This is a genomic window from Aminipila terrae, assembly GCF_010120715.1.
Taxonomy (GTDB): Bacteria; Bacillota; Clostridia; order Peptostreptococcales; family Anaerovoracaceae; genus Aminipila; species Aminipila terrae.
This window is the reverse complement of the sequence record NZ_CP047591.1, coordinates 2,312,829-2,330,960: the sequence shown is the minus strand read 5'-3', so window position 1 is coordinate 2,330,960 and position 18,132 is coordinate 2,312,829. Positions and strand designations below refer to the sequence as shown.

Below are 18,132 nucleotides of genomic sequence, written 5' to 3'. Positions count from 1 at the left end.
TTTGCTAAATTAACCGTTCTTTTACATTATGCCACCTATCACGTCAGGTGTAAAGACTCAATTTGTAATAAATAGTCCTATAAAAGCTTCTTCAGAAACTCTCCAGTATAAGAATTCTTATTGGCTGCAATTTGTTCCGGAGTCCCGGTGCCTACAATAGTACCACCCCTGTTGCCGCCGTCCGGTCCCAAATCTATAAGATAGTCTGCCATCTTTATTACTTCAAGATTATGCTCAATAACAACTACTGTATTTCCTGCTTCCACTAACCTTTCCAATACCTGAATTAACTTGTCCACATCTGCAAAGTGCAGTCCTGTGGTAGGTTCATCAAGTATATACATGGTTTTTCCTGTGCTTCTTTTGGAAAGTTCTGATGCCAGCTTTATTCTCTGGGCTTCTCCACCTGAAAGCTGGGTAGAAGGCTGTCCAAGTTTAATATAACCAAGGCCTACCTCCACAAGGGTTTCCATCTGCCTTGCAATGGAAGGTATATTTTTAAAGAATTCTGCTGCTTCTGATACATTCATATCCAGAACATCATAAATACTTTTGCCTTTGTATTTAACTTCCAGTGTTTCCCGGTTATAACGCTTGCCTTTACATACTTCACAGGGTACATAAACATCTGGTAGAAAGTGCATCTCAATCTTTATGATACCATCGCCGCTGCAAGCCTCACACCTGCCGCCTTTTACATTAAAACTGAATCTTCCTTTTTCGTAACCCCTGATTTTGGATTCCGGTAACTGGGCGAACAAATCCCGTATCTGGGTAAAGACCCCGGTATACGTGGCCGGATTTGACCTTGGTGTCCTTCCTATAGGCGACTGATTTATATCTATAATTTTATCAATATTTTCTATACCAATAATCTCATCATGTTCTCCTGGCTTTTCTTTTGATCTGTTTATTTTCTGTGCCAGTCCTTTATATAAAATTTCATTGATAAGACTGCTCTTCCCAGATCCGGATACTCCGGTAACACATACCAGCTTACCCAGAGGAATGTCCACATTGACATTTTTCAAGTTATTTTCTCTAGCCCCGTTTATTGTGATAAAAAGACCATTGCCTGTTCTTCTTTCAGCCGGGACTTTTATTATTTTTGTTCCAGACAAATACTGCCCAGTGAGAGATTCCTTACACTTCTTTATGGTTTCCACATCGCCCTGTGCAATCACCTCTCCTCCGTGTATTCCTGCACCAGGACCAATGTCAATTATATGATCCGCAGCATACATGGTATCTTCGTCATGCTCTACCACAAGAAGGGTGTTACCTATATCTGTTAAATGCCTTAATGTTTTTAGGAGCTTTTCATTGTCCTTCTGATGTAAACCTATGCTGGGTTCATCTAAAATGTAGAGTACTCCTACAAGACTGGAACCTATCTGGGTAGCCAGTCTGATTCGCTGTGATTCCCCTCCGGACAAAGTGCCCGAAGATCTTGATAAGGTTAGATAATCCAGTCCCACATCAATTAGGAAACCCAGTCTTGACCTTATTTCCTTCAGAATCTGATGAGCAATAATCTGATCTTTACTGTTCAGTTCCAGATTCTCCATAAATGTTACAGCTTCCCTGATAGGCATATCAGATATTTCTGCTATATTTTTATCACCTACAGTAACGGCCAGTACTTCGGGTTTTAATCTTTTTCCACTGCATATTTCGCATGGTGTGATGCGCATAAACTGTTGCATCTTATCCTTTATAAAATCGGAATTTGTTTCTTTATATCTACGTTCAAGATTGTTTATAACCCTTCAAAAGGATGGTCCCTGTATGATTCGGAATTATTATTTCTACTCTTATAGTAATACTTTAAATGCCTGTTTCCCGTACCGTACAGAAGCTCCTTTTTAAATTTTGCCGGTAGCTTATTGTAAGGGGTATCCAAATCAACTCCGTGTTCATTTGCTAAGGCCTCAATCATCTGTCTGTAAAACCCTGTTATTTCCATGGAGGCAAAAATATTCCCCAGGCATCCTCCTGAAATACTTAGCTCCTGGTTTTCAATAATCAAATCCGGATCAATTTTCTGATTAAATCCTAATCCATTGCATTCAGGGCATGCACCAAAAGGACTGTTAAAAGAAAACATCCTGGGTTCTAATTCTTCTATACTTACACCATGTTCCGGACAAGCTAACTTAGTGGAAAAAGTCTTGTCGTGTACCTCCCCGGTATCTTTATTTTGAATCTGTGTCACAACTAAACCATTCCCATGAGAAATAGAAAGCTCCACAGCTTCAGCCAGCCTGCTTTGGGACCCTTCTTTTATAACAATTCTGTCTACAACAATTTCTATGGTATGCTTAAACGTCTTTTCCAGTTTCACTTCTTCTTCAGTAATGTTTACAAGTTCCCCATCAATTCTTGCACGGGTGAACCCTTCTTTTCTGATTCTCTCTATGATTTTTTCATGCTCACCCTTACGCTCCCTGATTACGGGCGCAAGCATTGTAATTCTTGTCCCATCGTCTAACTGCATTAAACTGTCTACAATCTGATCTACGGACTGGCTTTTGATTTCTATGCCACATACCGGGCAATGAGGTATGCCTATTCTTGCATACATCAAACGAAGATAATCGTGAATTTCTGTCACGGTTCCTACTGTAGACCGTGGATTTTTACTGGTTGTTTTCTGGTCAATAGAAATTGCAGGGGACAATCCTTCTATATACTCCACATCCGGTTTTTCCATCTGCCCCAGGAACTGACGGGCATAAGCGGACAAACTTTCCACATATCTCCTTTGTCCTTCTGCATAGATGGTATCAAAAGCCAATGAAGATTTTCCTGACCCAGAAAGACCTGTAATAACCACCATTTTATCTCTTGGTATTGTAATATCTATGTTTTTCAAATTGTGCTCATTGGCACCTTTTATAATGATTTCGTTTGCCATTTTCTCTCCATTGTATATTATATAGTATGTGTATCGTAATTTAACGATGTTGTTTATATTTCATGAATCAGAGCTTTAATTTATATTCAAATATCTGATCTCTTAACTGGGCAGCCCTTTCAAACTGTAAATCAGAAGCAGCCTGCTTCATCTCCTTTTCCAGCTTGTGAATGTATTCAGTCAGTTCTTTCTTGGTTAATTCCAGTGGGCTCTTACCAGCATAGTATTCCATTTCTTCCTCTGCTGCTTTGGTTGCTTCAATAATTGCTCTGACTGCCTTTTTCACTGTGGTTGGTGTAATGCCGTTCTTTTCATTATATGCCTGCTGGATTCCTCTTCTCCTGTCTGTTTCATCAATAGCCCTTTTCATAGCATCACTGATACCGTCTGCATACATAATAACCCTGCCTTTAGCATTTCTCGCTGCACGTCCTATGGTCTGAATCAGTGAAGTCTCTGTCCTTAAGAATCCCTGCTTATCTGCATCTAAAATAGCCACCAGTGATACCTCTGGAATATCCAGCCCCTCTCTTAACAGGTTAATGCCCACGAGAACATCAAAAGCCCCAAGCCTTAAATCCCGTATGATTTCCATTCTTTCCAGGGTATCAATTTCTGAATGCAGGTATTTTACTCTGATACCTACATTTTTTAGATAATCGGTCAGACTTTCGGACATTTTTTTAGTTAAAGTTGTAATAAATACCCGTTCACCCTGCTCGGTTACTTTATTTATTTCTCCTATCAAATCGTCAATCTGACCTTCGGTCTTTCTAATCTCAATCTCAGGATCTAGCAATCCTGTAGGTCTTATAACCTGCTCTGCAGAAATACCTCCGCTAGCCTCTAATTCATATTTTGCCGGAGTTGCACTTACATATACAACCTGACGGACTATATTTTCAAATTCCTCAAATTTAAGGGGCCGGTTATCTAGAGCGGAAGGCAATCTGAACCCGTAATCCACTAAAGAAGATTTTCTTGATCTGTCTCCCGCATACATAGCATGAAGCTGTGGCAGCATGACATGGGACTCATCTATAACAATAAGAAAATCATCAGGGAAATAGTCAATTAAAGTATAGGGACGATTTCCCGGAGACAATCCATTAATATGACGTGAATAGTTTTCTATTCCCTTACAGCTGCCAACCTCTCTGAGCATTTCCAGATCGTAATGGGTCCTTTGTTCTATCCGCTGGGCTTCCAGTAGCTTCCCCCTGTCTTTCAGCCAGGTCACTCTTTCTGTCAGTTCCTGTTCTATGGTTACAATAGCTCTCTCCATATTTTCTTTTGATGTAACATAATGAGAAGCTGGAAATATGGCAACATGGTTTCTTAATCCTAAGATTTCTCCGGTCACAGGATTCATTTCTTTTATGGTTTCTATTTCATCACCAAAAAGTTCTACCCTGATAGCACTTTCTGCCCCTGCAGGATAGATATCAATCACATCTCCCCTTGCCCGAAACGTGCCTCTTGTAAAAGCCATATCATTTCTAGTATACTGAATATCCACCAGCTTCCTTAATATATCCTGTCTGTTTTTCTCCATTCCCGGCCTTAAGGACAACATCTGATTCTCATAATCAAAGGGGCTTCCCAAACCGTATATACAGGAAACACTGGCAACTATAATAACGTCACGCCGTTCCGCCAGCGCTGCTGTGGCAGAATGCCTGAGCTTTTCTATTTCTTCATTTATATCAGAATCCTTTTCAATATATGTGTCCGTAGAAGGTACATAGGCTTCCGGTTGATAGTAATCATAATAGCTGACGAAATACTCCACCGCATTGTTTGGAAAAAACTCTTTAAATTCTCCACAAAGCTGTGCTGCAAGAGTCTTGTTATGTGATATCACTAAGGTTGGTTTCTGTACTTTTTCAATAAGATTGGCAATCGTAAAAGTTTTTCCAGAGCCTGTAACTCCCAAAAGGGTCTGGTGTTTTTTACCCTTTAAAACCCCCTCTGCCAGCTGCTCAACCGCCTGAGGCTGATCACCCATCAGTTTAAAATCTGAAACTACTTTAAATTCACCCATTAGATTTCCTCTTTCGTATAAAGAACATTTGTTTATTTTTATCATAACATACACCACTTTTATTGTCCAGTTATGATTATTTTTTATTTATACCCTTGTTGTTATACTTTTATCATGATATAATGTCAAAGTATAAATTTTTTATTTTGGTAAGTTAAATCGGTATTTTTTGATATCGATTTTATTAAAATTATAATTGTATACATTTATACATTTTGGAGTGTCATCCAAAATATATAATATTATAATATATTGAGGTGATGATTATGAGTGACAACTATGAAGCTTTTACGGCTGAGAAAGATAGACTAATCGACAGATTGTCAGAAGAAAAAGCCTTTTATATGAGTAAAGCAAAAATTGTAAGTAAAACAGACATCATACCCGATTCTTTGTACATTGAAAAAGATGTAAAAAGAGGACTTCGAAATGCTAATGGAACAGGAGTCATCGTAGGCCTTACTAAAGTCGGTGAAGTTATCGGATATGATTTTGATGAACAGGGAAATAAAGTTCCAATTGATGGAAAATTATATTACAGAGGATATGATGTTGAAGATATCTTCAACAATTGTGTAAAAGAAAACCGTTTTGGATTTGAAGAAGTAACTTATCTGCTCTTGTTTGGTGAACTTCCCAGCAAAGATGAGCTGACGGAATTTAAAAAAATGCTTGGTGCAAAACGTGAGCTGCCAAAGGGCTTTGCCAGAGATATGATTTTGACTGCCCCTTCTAAAAGCATCATGAATAAACTGGCCAGAAGTGTTTTGGCTATGTATTCCTATGATGACAATCCGGAAGATACATCCATAGAAAACGTTTTACGTCAGTCCATAACACTTATTGGACATTTTCCTGCCCTAATCGCTTATGGTTTTCAGGCAAAACGTTCTTCCTTTGACAATGAAAGTCTGCATCTGCACAATCCAATTCCAGAATTAAGTACCGCAGAGAACATATTAAGAATGATCAGGCCTACAGGAGAATACACAGATATAGAGGCGAAACTTCTGGATTTATCTTTAATATTACACGCAGAGCACGGTGGAGGTAATAATTCTACTTTTACAACTCATCTTGTTTCTTCTTCCGGTACCGATACTTATTCCGCCATTTCTGCAGCTGTAGGTTCTCTCAAAGGTCCAAGGCATGGTGGAGCCAATATCGCAGTAATCAATATGATTCATGATTTAAATAATCATGTGAAGGACATTACAAATGAAGCCCAGGTGGAAGATTATCTGGTAAAAGTATTAAAAGGCGAAGCAAATGATGGCAGTGGCTTAATTTACGGACTTGGGCATGCTATCTATACCATCTCAGACCCAAGGGCTGTATTATTAAAGAGTATGGCGAAAAAGCTTGCTGAAAGCAAAGGTTTGGAAGATGCATTCCACTTGTATGAATTTATTGAAAAACGTGGTACTTCTCTATATAAAGAGGTAAAGGGTATTGATAAGCCAATGCCTGCCAATGTAGATTTATATTCCGGATTTGTTTATAGAGCTCTGAATATTCCTGTAGACATTGCCACGCCTTTATTTGCTACTGCAAGGCTTTCCGGATGGTGTTCTCACAGACTGGAAGAAATCATCACAGGCAGACGTCTGATGAGACCGGCCTACAATGGAGTCCAGCCTTATCTAGAATACATTCCCATTCAAAAACGATAAGATATTCCAGAAATAATAAACCTCATTGACAATATATGGAAAACTATTTATAATTTACATATATTGGAAGGAGGTTTTTATGTTTATTTTGATATTTGTCAGCTCAGTAGCTTATTCAGCTATTATCATCTACAGCTTTAATCTGATACCCTATAAATGGCTATGTGATTATGATGCCGATATTTCTAACTGCCCCGCACAAAAACTGCTGTCATTTCCCCTGCACTTTTTCCTGATTTTTTTATTTGCCTTAATTAATCTGCTGCTGATTTTCAGCCAGCCTCATTCAATATTTGATATATTCACCAGTGTTATGATGACAGGTATTCTTGGCCACATATGTCTGTCCGACATCCTTTACCTGATTATTCCCGATCAGCATATCCTGTTAATCTTTATTCTGGGATTCTTAAATGTGAATCCTGAAAATGCCGGTTACAAGCTCACTGGCATCTTTGCCGGAGCCCTGCCATTACTTTTATTGCTTGCTCTTGGCCTCTTATTGAAAGACCGGGAGTATATCGGATTTGGTGATATAAAACTAATGGGTGCTTTGGGTTTCCTTACAGGAAGCGCAAGTATTTTAAATGTATATATAATAAGCAGTTTTCTAAGTGGTATATTTTTTCTTATTTTAGCTTTTCTGACTGTCATAAGAAAAATCCGCACCACACCTGCCTTTATGCCTCTGGCTCCTTTTATCAGCCTTGCATTCACTGCTTGCACCCAGTCATTATAGGCACTACCTGCCCTTGTTCTTTTAATTCATTTGTAATGTAAGTTATGACCCCAGTGAGATTAATTTTTTCAATAATTTCTCCCAGTTCCTCTATGGGCAGCTCCTTATTATTCTGAAACCAGTGTGCCATTATTCCTAATTGAGCCGAAGCCACATATTCTAACGCATATTTCAATTTAATTTTGCCTGAATCATCAATACCTTTTTGCAATTCAAACATTTCTACAACCGTTTCCTGCATAATCTTCTTAAGTTTTTTTATGGCACTTATTTCTGCACTTTCACCAAAAAACAACTCCAGTATAGCCTGTTCCTTATAAAAAAATTCTTTTGGCAGCACCTCTGAGTCTATTTTCTGCCTCATTATCAGTGCTTTAATTACTGGAAGAGCGTGTTCTTTGATTTCTTCAATAGCTTCTTCTTCCACTTTCTCCTTTAAATCGTAAATATCTACGTAATATACATAAAATGTTCCCCTGTTAATTTGTGCTCTGTCTGTGATTTCTTTTATGCTGATTTTTTCAATTCGTTTCTGTTTATATAAATCTAAAAAAGCCTCTTTAATCTTCTGTTTTGTTTCCCGTACGCGACTTGACTCCATGTTACCTCCCTATAATTGAACTTTGACCTTCTGTCCAACATTAACATTACACTTCTCAGGCAGTAAGACTTTAACTCTTACACTTTCCTGATTCCTATTAGCTGCGCTTTGCATTTCTTTAGGGGTATATTGAGCTTTTACGTCTATATATTTTATCTGTCCTTCTACAGAAGTATCCCCCAAATCCACCACAGCCTTCTGATTATATTTAATACAATCCAGTTTATCCTCTGGGAAATAAATCACTGCATACCGTTCTTTTTGGGAAGAAATATCTGCTATATTATATCCAGCTGACACTACATCCCCTTCTTTATAGTTTTTGCTCATTACAATCCCGTCACATCCGGCTACTATGGTATACTTTTGTAAATTTTCATTTTGCTGGTTTAACTGGCTTTCCAAAAGTGCCACATCTATTTCAGCCGCATTGCCGGCTGTTTTATCTGATATATTTTTAATCTGAGCACCTGTATCCGCTACTTTGCTTACCGCAGTTTCATATGCCACTTTTGCACTGTTCAAAGCATCCTCAGAAATGGCATTTTCTTCATATAATGTCTTAGCTTTACTATAATCTTCAGTGGCTTTTTCTTTTAGTATTACAGCACTATCATAGCTGGCTTTAGCCGCATTATAATTGTTATCTGCAACTCCGCCCCTTCCTACTTTGCTGTTATTCACTGCCAATTTAGCCTTCTGTAAGTTCAGAGACAATTGCTCTACTGCATATTTCTGATTGGTATTGTCAATTACTGCGATTACATCACCTTTTTTAATCTGGCTCCCCAGTTCAATAGGGCATTTTACTATTTTCCCTGATACCTCTGCGCAGTGGGGCTCCATGATTCCTTCAACTTCTCCTGTATAACCATGACTGTCTTTTAAATGAATATAAAATATGGCAATTACAGCAATTAATATTACGATGATAAATATGATTTTCCTTTTGGCTTTCATGATGCATTTTCCTCCTTTATATATTCCTGTATCGCTTTAACAGTTTTGTATTGATAATCATAAAAATAACGGATAAGGCAGTCAGAATACTTAGATCAGGAAGTATATCCATAAAGCCTGCATTTTTAAGCATAACATCTTTTAAAGCTTCTGCTGTATAATAAAGGGGCATAAACCGCCCAACCACCTCAAGTGCCGGAGGGAGTGTAAACAGTCCTGTAAAAAATGCCTGAGGAACAATGATGATAGGGATAAACTGTATCATCTGGAACTCGGAGTTTGCCGCTGTAGACACCAGTATTCCTAAAGTCAGTGCAGAAATGGCTGTTACCAATGTGGTAAGTAATACAAGCCAGATGGAACCAACCATCATTACCCTCAGAACATAAACCAGATAAAAAGTAATTGCTGCAGACTGGACTAAATTAATGATTCCAAATCCCAGAACATATCCAGCAACTACCTCCCACCTTTTAACTGGTGTAGATAATACTTTTTCCAGTGTTCCTGTGGTCCTTTCTTTTAGAAAGGATATTCCTGAAATAAGGAATACGAAAAAAAATACTAAAAATCCCATAAGTATAGCTGCAAAGTTATCAAACAAAGACAGGTCTTCTGCACCGTACACATAAGTAATGTCTGTGACCATATCCGGCCTTCTCTGGACAACACCTCTACTGGCTGCTTCTATGGCTCTTATGGCATTCCCTGATCTTGTTGAATCGCTTCCATCTATCCACACATAAACCTTTCCGCTCTTGAGGGTTACCACTGCAGTAACCTTTCCATCTTTAATGGCTTCCGGGCTTTGGCACCGAACAGGCACCGCATTATTCTGGCATAACTCTTCGGTAAACTTTTGCGGTACATTTATTATTCCAATATTAACTGTATCTTCTGCCGTTTCAAACACAAAATACAATAAAGTAAGAATTAATAGAGGAGCCATAAGCATTAATGCTAGTGTACGCTTATCATTCCTTAGCTGCATCAGAATTCTCTTTGCAAGAGCTCTCACCCTCATTTTTCTGCCTCCTCTCCAAAATCACCGTTACTGCTGAAGTATAAAAATGCATCTTCAAGTTTTTCTGCCCCGGCTCTTTTCTGTATTTCGTCAGGCGTTCCTGTTGCAAGTAGCTTTCCTTCTCGCATCATAGATAAATGAGTACATTTTTCTGCCTCATCCATTACATGAGTTGTAATTAAGATAGTTACACCTTTTTCGGTCATCTGATATAGTTCATTCCATATATTTTGTCTAAGCAAAGGATCTATTCCCACAGTAGGTTCATCAAGTATAAGGACTTTTGGTTCGTGCAGTATGGTCATAGCTAAAGATAATCTACGCTTCATTCCTCCAGAGAAATTCGAAACAGACCGGTCTATGCTGGCAGAAAGATTAACCACCTCTATAACCTCTTCAATCCTTTCATTGAGTCTTGCTCCCTCCAATCCATACAACTGCCCGAAAAACTCCAGATTTTCTCTGGCAGACAGATCTCCGTAAAGAGCATCTGACTGTGCCATATAGCCAACATTTCTCATCAGATCCAAATCAGGCATTTTTCTATTTAATACAAAGACTTCTCCAGAAGTAGCTTCTGATATTCCCGCAATTATTTTTACTGTAGTTGATTTTCCACACCCTGAAGGTCCCAGCATACCATAAATATTTCCATAGGGCACCTCAATGCTTACGTCCGTTAAAACCTGATGTTTTCCAAAACTCTTATTTATATGTTTAAGTATAATGCAGTTTTCTTTTTCCATTTATTACACCGCCTCTAAGCTTCCATTAAAACCAACAACGTGTTGTTATGTTTTTATAATATAAAAAAAACAGGTAAATTAAAATAAACAATTTACCTGTTTTTGTTGGTTTTTAATATTTTTAAGAATTATTTGCTTTCAGCCAGCTTTTTATAGCCTTCATATCGTTCCTTAGCATATTCTTCTGTCATATCAAATAATTTATCTGCAATATCCGGGAATTCTCTTGCCAGTGAAGAATATCTCATCTGACCCATAATGAAATCCTTAAAGCTTGCAGTCGGAGCTTTTGAATCAAGAATAAACGGATTTTTACCCTTTTTCTTCAGTTCAGGGTTAAATCTGTATAAGTGCCAGTAACCAGCTTCTACTGCATCCTTAATGTTCTCCTGAGATTTACCCATACCTTTCTTCAGCCCATGATTGATACAAGGTGAGTATGCAATAATCAGTGATGGTCCGTCATAAGCTTCTGCTTCCGCTATTGCCTTAAGCAATTGTGCCTTATCTGCACCCATACCAACCTGTGCAACATACACATAGCCATAAGACATAGCCATCATGCCCAAATCTTTCTTCTTTATTTTCTTTCCAGAAGCCGCAAACTTAGCTACTGCTGCTGCTGGAGTGGCCTTGGATGCCTGTCCACCTGTATTGGAGTAAACTTCTGTATCGAATACAAGTATATTTATGTTTTCACCGGAGGCAAGCACATGGTCCAGTCCACCATAACCGATATCATAAGCCCATCCGTCACCGCCAAGCGCCCAGACTGACTTCTTAACCAGAAAATCCTTATTGTCTGCAATTCTCTTACATAGCATCTGGATTACTCCATCTGATGTTTTAAGATTATCTATGCAGTGCATTACTTTATCGCTCTTTACTCTGGATTCTTGTCCATCCTCTTTATATTCCAGCCATTCTTCAATAGCTTCTTTTAAGTCTTCTGGAATGTCAAGTTCCATTAAGGCCTTCATAGTATGCTCAATTCTCTCCCGCATCTGCTTCGAAGCAAGCAACATACCATAACCATATTCTGCGTTATCTTCAAATAAGGAATTTGCCCAAGCCGGACCTCTGCCATTTTCATCTTTGCAATAAGGCATAGATGGCGCTGAAGCTCCCCATATAGAAGAACATCCCGTAGCATTTGCGATAAGCATTCTGTCACCAAACAGCTGAGTTACCAACTTTATGTATGGTGTTTCACCACATCCTGCACAAGCCCCTGAGAACTCAATATATGGTTTAGCAAACTGGCTTCCCTTTACAGTTTCTTTATCCAGTAAATTGTTCTTTACCGGAATTGTTGTGCTGTAAGTCCAATTGTCTGCTTCTTTTACTACTTCTGCATAAGCTTTCATATTCAGGGCTTTGCCTTTAGCAGGACAGATGTCTGCACAGTTACCGCATCCTAAACAGTCTAATGCAGAAAGCTGCATTCTATAATGATATCCTTCAAGACCCTTTCCTGTTGCTGGAACAGTTTCAAAAGCGAAAGGAGCTTTTTCTTTTTCCTCCTCTGAAAGAAGAACCGGCCTGATAGCTGCGTGAGGACAAACAAAGGAACATTGATTACACTGAATACAGGCTTCTTTATTCCATTCAGGAAGGTGTATTGCTACTCCACGTTTTTCATAAGCACTGGTTCCTGAAGGGAATGTTCCGTCTGCTCTGTCCTTAAAGGTACTTACAGGCAGGTCTTCCCCTTCCTGCTTATTCATCGGAATTAAAACTTCTTCAATAAACTCAGGTAACACTTCCGCTTTGCCTTTAGGATTTTCAGCATTTACCCATTCTGCAGGGACTTCAATCTTTTTGATACCATTAATTCCGGCATCAACAGCCTTCCAGTTCATTTCTACAACATTCTGGCCCTTTTTCTTATAAGTCTTTTCTATACCTTCTTTCAGATATTCTACCGCTTTATCCATAGGCATTACATTGGTCAGTTTAAAGAACGCTGCCTGCATAATCATGTTGATTCTGCTGCCAAGTCCGATTTCTTCGGCGTATTTCCAGGCATCTATAATATAAAAATTAATATTCTTTTTTGCCAGTTCTCTCTTAACTTTTGCAGGAAGATGTTCTCCTACTTCTTTGCCATTTTCCCACAGACAGTTTAATAAGAAAATTCCGCCCTTCTTCAAATCTTTCAGCATATCGTACTGTCTTAAATAAGCCTGATTATGACATGCCACAAAGTCTGCCTGGTTAATCAGATAAGTGGATTGAATAGGATGTTCACCAAATCTTAAATGAGAAATGGTTACCCCTCCGGATTTTTTAGAGTCATATGCGAAATAACCCTGGGCGTATAAATTGGTCTTATCTCCGATAATCTTAATGGCAGTTTTGTTTGCACCAACTGTACCATCTGATCCCAGACCCCAGAATTTACACTTTATAGTTCCTTCTGGTTCTCTTGCGATTCCTTCTGTATATGGCAGTGAAGCTCCTGTTACATCATCTTCAATACCGATTGTAAAATGATTTTTTGGCTTCTTATGATATAAATTATCATATATGGCATGAATCATACCTGGAGTTGTATCTTTTGAACCCAGTCCATATCTTCCTCCATAAACTTCAGGAGCATTTCTTTCTCCATAAAGCATGGTTCTTACATCCTGGTATAATGGTTCTCCCAGTGCTCCAGGTTCCTTGGTTCTGTCCAGTACTGCAATTCTTTCAACCGTCTTAGGGAGCACATCCATAAAGTATTTCTTAACAAATGGTCTGTATAGTCTTACCTTGATCAGTCCAACTCTGTGACCTTCAAGAATAAGCTTATTCATAGTTTCTTCAATAGTTTCGCAGACAGAACCCATAGCCACAATTACGTTCTCTGCATCAGGTGCACCTACATAGTCGAAAGGCTTATAACTTCTTCCTGTTAATTTGCTTATTTCATTCATATATTCCACAACAGTTTCTGGAACATCTTCATAATATTTATTTGAAGCTTCTCTGGCCTGGAAAAAGATATCCGGATTCTGTGCAGTTCCTCTGATTACAGGATGCTCAGGATTTAATGCACGATCTCTGAATTCCTGCACTGCATTCCAGTCTACCAGCTTCTTAAAGTCTTCATAACCGATTACCTCTATTTTCTGGATTTCATGTGAAGTTCTGAAACCGTCAAAAAAGTGAAGGAAAGGCACTCTTGATTTTATTGATGCAAGATGAGCGATACCGCCTATATCCATAACCTCCTGTACAGACCCTGATGCAAGCATTGCGAAACCAGTCTGTCTTGTAGCCATAACATCCGAATGATCTCCAAAGATACATAGTGCATGAGTAGCTACTGTTCTTGCTGCCACATGAAATACTCCAGGTAACAGTTCTCCTGCAATCTTATACATATTAGGAATCATCAACAGCAATCCCTGGGATGCTGTATATGTAGTAGTCAGTGCACCTGCTGCAAGAGAACCATGAACAGTTCCTGCTGCACCGGCCTCTGACTGCATCTCTGCAACCTTTACAGTCTGGCCAAAAATATTTTTTCTGCCATAAGCAGACCATTCATCAACAATTTCACCCATAGTTGATGAGGGCGTTATAGGATAAATTGCTGCAACATCAGTAAATGCGTATGATACATGTGCTGCTGCTGTGTTACCATCCATAGTTCTCATTCTACTCTGTGTCATCTTTTCCTCCCTATAGTTAAGTCTTAAATCAGACTCATTAAGCTTTACATAATAAATAACTCATAACTCAATTTAATTGTATCAGCAAAATAGTTACTATTTTTGTATTAATTTTTAAACATATATTTTTCGCTAATGTATTCACTTTATACTATATTTGCATCAATGTCAACATGTACATAAAAAAATACAATATACAAGAGACATTTATAAATCCCTTGATTTTAAGCATTCTACCTTTTTATTATTCATGACATTTTTTTGTCAATGCATATTTATTTGTTTGAATCAACAAATTCACTATTTGATATAGTGAATTGTCACAAATACCCAAGGTTTTGTATGAATATTTATTCTAATATTTTTATAAAAAATATATAAAAAATATCCCATTCGAAAAATTTTTTTGAATGGGATATAGCAAACTAATCATACCATAGTTTTTTTCTATGGTTATTCTTTGGTTTTTTTATGCTATGGCCGACCTGCTAACCTAAATAGTATTATGCGCTTATCAGATACAGAAGAACAATGCCCGGGATTCCAAGGGTGCCAATCCCAAAGCCCGTGATGACATTTACCGGTAAATGCACCCCAAAGCCCGCTCCGATTACATTAATAAAAATTAATATTATCCCCCCGCATATACTGTTGATAATTATTTTAAAAATAAACTTGCCAGAGAAAGCAAAAAACTTTGCTAAAAGAAATATAATCAGCAAGCCAGCTGCATAAGCTAGAAATATAATCACTTCCATTCCTGTGTCCATATTTTTCTCACATCCTTTGTAATGTTTTGTATAGAATATGTCGGACAGGAACAAAATAGAATTAATTAGTAATTAGAGAAAGGAAATTACATATGATTCAATTCAGCGGACTGGCTGATAATGCCGAAAAAATTTATAAAAAAATTACGGGGGCGCCTGTTCCTCCAGACGAAAATCAGATGATTATTTCAAATTTAAAAGAGGTACACAATAAAATTGCCCGTTCTGAATCAATATTCAATGAGCTTACGGACAGTGATTTAATAGACTATGCAACTTACGACATTCTTGCTGAAAAGGCAAGATATACCTATTTGATAAAGCAGGCAAAAAAAAGAAACTTGCATTTTTAATCACAAGTTTCTACGACCTTCCATAGCTTTGGACAGGGTTACTTCGTCTGTATATTCCAAATCTCCGCCAACAGGTATACCATGTGCGATTCTTGACACGGTTATACCTGATGGCTTGATTAATCTGGCAATATACATTGCAGTAGCTTCACCCTCAATATTTGGATTTGTTGCCAGAATAATTTCATTGACATCATTTTCCTGAAGCCGCGTAATAAGCGATTTCAGGTTGATATCTTCTGGTCCAATTCCTTCTAAGGGGGAAATAGCTCCATGCAGCACGTGATAAAGTCCTTTGAATTCTCGGATTCTCTCCATGGCTGCTACCTCTTTAGGGCTTTCTACAACGCAGATAACACTCTGATCCCGGTCCGGATCAGAACAGATTGTACATGGATCTGTATCAGTCAGGTTTCCGCAGACGGAACAGTATTTCATGTTGGTCTTTGCATCAATAATAGCCTGTGCAATAGCAAGAGCTTCTTTGTCTTCCATTGCAAGAATATTAAAGGCAAGTCGCTGGGCTGTCTTATTGCCAATTCCCTGAAGTTTGGAAAGTTCATTAATCAGTTTATTTAATGGTTTCGCATAATATTTCATTTATTCTGCATCCAATCTTTATTACATCAATCCAGGAATATTTAATCCTCCAGTGATTTTGCCCATTTCATTTTGGGAGATTTCTTCCATCTGCCTTAAAGCTTCATTTACTGCCACCAGAATTAAATCCTGAAGCATTTCAACATCATCCGGATCAACAACTTCTGGTTTAAGCGCTATATTGGTAACCTGCTTTGCACCATTTACTGTCACAGTTACAGCTCCGCCCCCTGCCGTAGCAGTAGCTTCCATTTTTTCTATTTCTGCCTGAGTTTCTTCCATTCTTTTCTGCATAGCCTGCACCTGCTGAAGCTGTTTTTGCATATTGCCACCCATGCCGCCGCCCATGCTAGGCTTTTTTCCTGCTCTCATACCTTTTCCCATTCTAATTTCCTCCTATATCTATATTAATTCAATATTAATTCCCAATGCATTTTCTGCATTCTTCTTTATACTTGCTATATCAACACCATTGGAGTTTCCACTTTTTTCTCCCTTTACTCTGCATAGGAGTTCTCTGCGAATTCCTGTGTGCTCAGCCATAATGTCTTCCAGAACTTTCTTTTTCTTCTCCACGTAATTTTCAATAGCAGAACTGGATGCCATAACCACAAAATGTTTATCATTTATCTCTACAAGGTCAGTTCCCGTCCTTATGAGATTAAAACTTGCACTGGAAGCCTCGCCCTCTTCAAAAATAGAATGCCATAAGGCATCTTTATCCACATCAGCAGAAGCTGATATAATTCTTCCACTTTCAGGCTCCTGAGTATTGACAGCAGCCGATGTAGGCATCTGCCTCCTCATTGAGTCTTCCCTTGTCCCCGTTGTTTTATCGCTTAAAGGCTGGAACCCCGTCTGCTGTTGTGGCTGCTGCGCATAGGTGGTTTTCTGCAGCATCCCCGTGGCCATTTTAACCATACACAACTCCAACAGTACTCTGGGCTGAGTAGACCATTTTGCATCTGCCATAGTTTTAGAAAGCTCAATAATACCATTATTAATTTCCATAACATCCAGTCTCTGGCTCTGCCCACAGATTCTTTCTATGTTTTCACAGGACATGTTCAGCATGTCTTCTGCGTTATTTACAAATTTCGTTATCAACAGATTTCTATAATGAGTCACCCAGTCTTTCATAAATTGTCTGACGTCTTTTCCATCTGCCAGTACTCTGTCTAAAAGCAACAGGGCTTCTGCAACATTATGCCTGGTTACTGCATCCGTGATTTCCAGAAATGTCTCTTCTCCTGCAGTTCCCAATATATCCAGAACATCCTCCCTGGAAATGTCTTTGGAGCCTGCTGACAAACACTGATCCAGTATGCTCAGCCCATCTCTGACGGAGCCATCAGCATTGGCTGCCACCAGGGCAAGTGCCCTGTCATCTATCTTTATATCCATGGTCTGGCAAATACTCTTCATACCTGATTTTAACACCGCCTCAGGAACCCGCCTGAAGTCTAAGCGCAGGCATCTGGAAAGAATAGTTGCCGGTAGCTTCTGAGGTTCTGTAGTTGCCAGTATAAACATTACATTCTCCGGTGGCTCTTCTAAGGTTTTTAAAAGAGCGTTAAAAGCCCCCGATGAAAGCATATGTACTTCATCGATAATATAAACTTTCTTCCGCCCTACAACAGGAGGATATTTTACACTTTCTTTCAGTTCACGGATATTATCTACACCATTGTTTGATGCTGCATCGATTTCTATCACGTCCATAAAAGTACCTTCTTTTATGGCCTTGCAATTATCACAAACTCCGCAGGGTCTGATATTTTCAGAAGTACAGTTGACTCCTTTGGCTAAAAGTCTTGCAGTAGTAGTTTTTCCTGTACCTCTGGTCCCGCAGAACAAATATGCATGTCCTGTAGCATCCCCTGCAATCTGGTTTTTTAAAATTTTTACAATATGTTCTTGTCCTAAGACTGTGTCAAAGGTTTCAGGGCGATACGCTCTATATAATGCTGTATACATACTTACACTTCCCCTCTTCCGTTCATGGTTGACCATCAGCCAATCAGGCATCCGATTCTTATTTCA

At 38.6% G+C, this 18,132-nt stretch carries 13 protein-coding genes and 1 pseudogene; 3 read left to right on the top strand and 11 right to left on the bottom strand.

The annotated features are described in order from the left end of the window. Positions 1-77: 77 nt before the first annotated feature. A pseudogene (uvrA, locus tag Ami3637_RS18975) lies at positions 78-2,917 on the bottom strand (excinuclease ABC subunit UvrA). Between the two features lie 67 nt (positions 2,918-2,984). Beyond that, the gene (gene uvrB / locus Ami3637_RS10990; protein WP_162362622.1) at positions 2,985-4,961 is read right to left on the bottom strand and encodes an excinuclease ABC subunit UvrB; all 1,977 of its coding nucleotides are present in this window, start codon (positions 4,959-4,961) and stop codon (positions 2,985-2,987) included. Positions 4,962-5,227: 266 nt separating this feature from the next. On the opposite strand from uvrB, the gene Ami3637_RS10985 reads away from it, so the two are divergent. Continuing rightward, the gene (locus Ami3637_RS10985) at positions 5,228-6,634 is read left to right on the top strand and encodes a citrate/2-methylcitrate synthase (RefSeq protein WP_330586614.1); all 1,407 of its coding nucleotides are present in this window, start codon (positions 5,228-5,230) and stop codon (positions 6,632-6,634) included. A gap of 79 nt (positions 6,635-6,713) precedes the next feature. Beyond that, positions 6,714-7,373: a prepilin peptidase gene (locus Ami3637_RS10980; protein WP_162362621.1), complete on the top strand. Its 660-nt coding sequence runs from the start codon at positions 6,714-6,716 to the stop codon at positions 7,371-7,373. Here Ami3637_RS10980 and Ami3637_RS10975 read toward each other — a convergent pair. From Ami3637_RS10975 to Ami3637_RS10950, 6 genes are all read right to left on the bottom strand, one after another. Next, positions 7,348-7,974 (bottom strand): TetR-like C-terminal domain-containing protein, encoded by a 627-nt coding sequence (locus Ami3637_RS10975; RefSeq protein ID WP_162362620.1) that lies wholly within the window; start codon positions 7,972-7,974, stop codon positions 7,348-7,350. The genes Ami3637_RS10980 and Ami3637_RS10975 overlap by 26 nt on opposite strands. A 9-nt stretch (positions 7,975-7,983) precedes the next feature. Next, complete coding sequence (locus Ami3637_RS10970) at positions 7,984-8,934, bottom strand: HlyD family secretion protein (protein ID WP_162362619.1); 951 nt, start codon at positions 8,932-8,934, stop codon at positions 7,984-7,986. Between the two features lie 16 nt (positions 8,935-8,950). Next, on the bottom strand, positions 8,951-9,958 hold the full coding sequence (locus tag Ami3637_RS10965; RefSeq protein WP_162362618.1) for an ABC transporter permease: 1,008 nt from the start codon (positions 9,956-9,958) through the stop codon (positions 8,951-8,953). Next, positions 9,955-10,704, bottom strand: coding sequence for an ABC transporter ATP-binding protein (locus Ami3637_RS10960; RefSeq protein ID WP_162362617.1), 750 nt, complete (start codon positions 10,702-10,704; stop codon positions 9,955-9,957). The genes Ami3637_RS10965 and Ami3637_RS10960 overlap by 4 nt, the downstream gene beginning before the upstream one ends. A gap of 128 nt (positions 10,705-10,832) precedes the next feature. Continuing rightward, the gene (gene nifJ / locus Ami3637_RS10955; RefSeq protein ID WP_162362616.1) at positions 10,833-14,366 is read right to left on the bottom strand and encodes a pyruvate:ferredoxin (flavodoxin) oxidoreductase; all 3,534 of its coding nucleotides are present in this window, start codon (positions 14,364-14,366) and stop codon (positions 10,833-10,835) included. 503 nt (positions 14,367-14,869) lie between these two features. Next, positions 14,870-15,136: a pro-sigmaK processing inhibitor BofA family protein gene (locus Ami3637_RS10950; protein ID WP_162362615.1), complete on the bottom strand. Its 267-nt coding sequence runs from the start codon at positions 15,134-15,136 to the stop codon at positions 14,870-14,872. 92 nt (positions 15,137-15,228) lie between these two features. Between Ami3637_RS10950 and Ami3637_RS10945 the strand changes: the two genes are divergently transcribed. Further along, positions 15,229-15,489, top strand: coding sequence for a DUF2508 family protein (locus Ami3637_RS10945; RefSeq protein ID WP_162362614.1), 261 nt, complete (start codon positions 15,229-15,231; stop codon positions 15,487-15,489). Here the strand turns inward: Ami3637_RS10945 and recR are convergent, their stop codons facing one another. Genes recR through dnaX form a run of 3 tightly spaced genes read right to left on the bottom strand, consistent with a single transcriptional unit; the run spans position 15,490 to position 18,117 of the window. Then, positions 15,490-16,089, bottom strand: a complete 600-nt coding sequence (gene recR, locus Ami3637_RS10940) for a recombination mediator RecR (RefSeq protein ID WP_162362613.1) — start codon at positions 16,087-16,089, stop codon at positions 15,490-15,492. It lies immediately after the preceding gene. Between the two features lie 21 nt (positions 16,090-16,110). Further along, complete coding sequence (locus tag Ami3637_RS10935; RefSeq protein WP_162362612.1) at positions 16,111-16,473, bottom strand: YbaB/EbfC family nucleoid-associated protein; 363 nt, start codon at positions 16,471-16,473, stop codon at positions 16,111-16,113. An 18-nt stretch (positions 16,474-16,491) separates the two neighbouring features. Beyond that, the gene (gene dnaX / locus Ami3637_RS10930) at positions 16,492-18,117 is read right to left on the bottom strand and encodes a DNA polymerase III subunit gamma/tau (protein ID WP_162362611.1); all 1,626 of its coding nucleotides are present in this window, start codon (positions 18,115-18,117) and stop codon (positions 16,492-16,494) included. Positions 18,118-18,132: the final 15 nt, after the last annotated feature.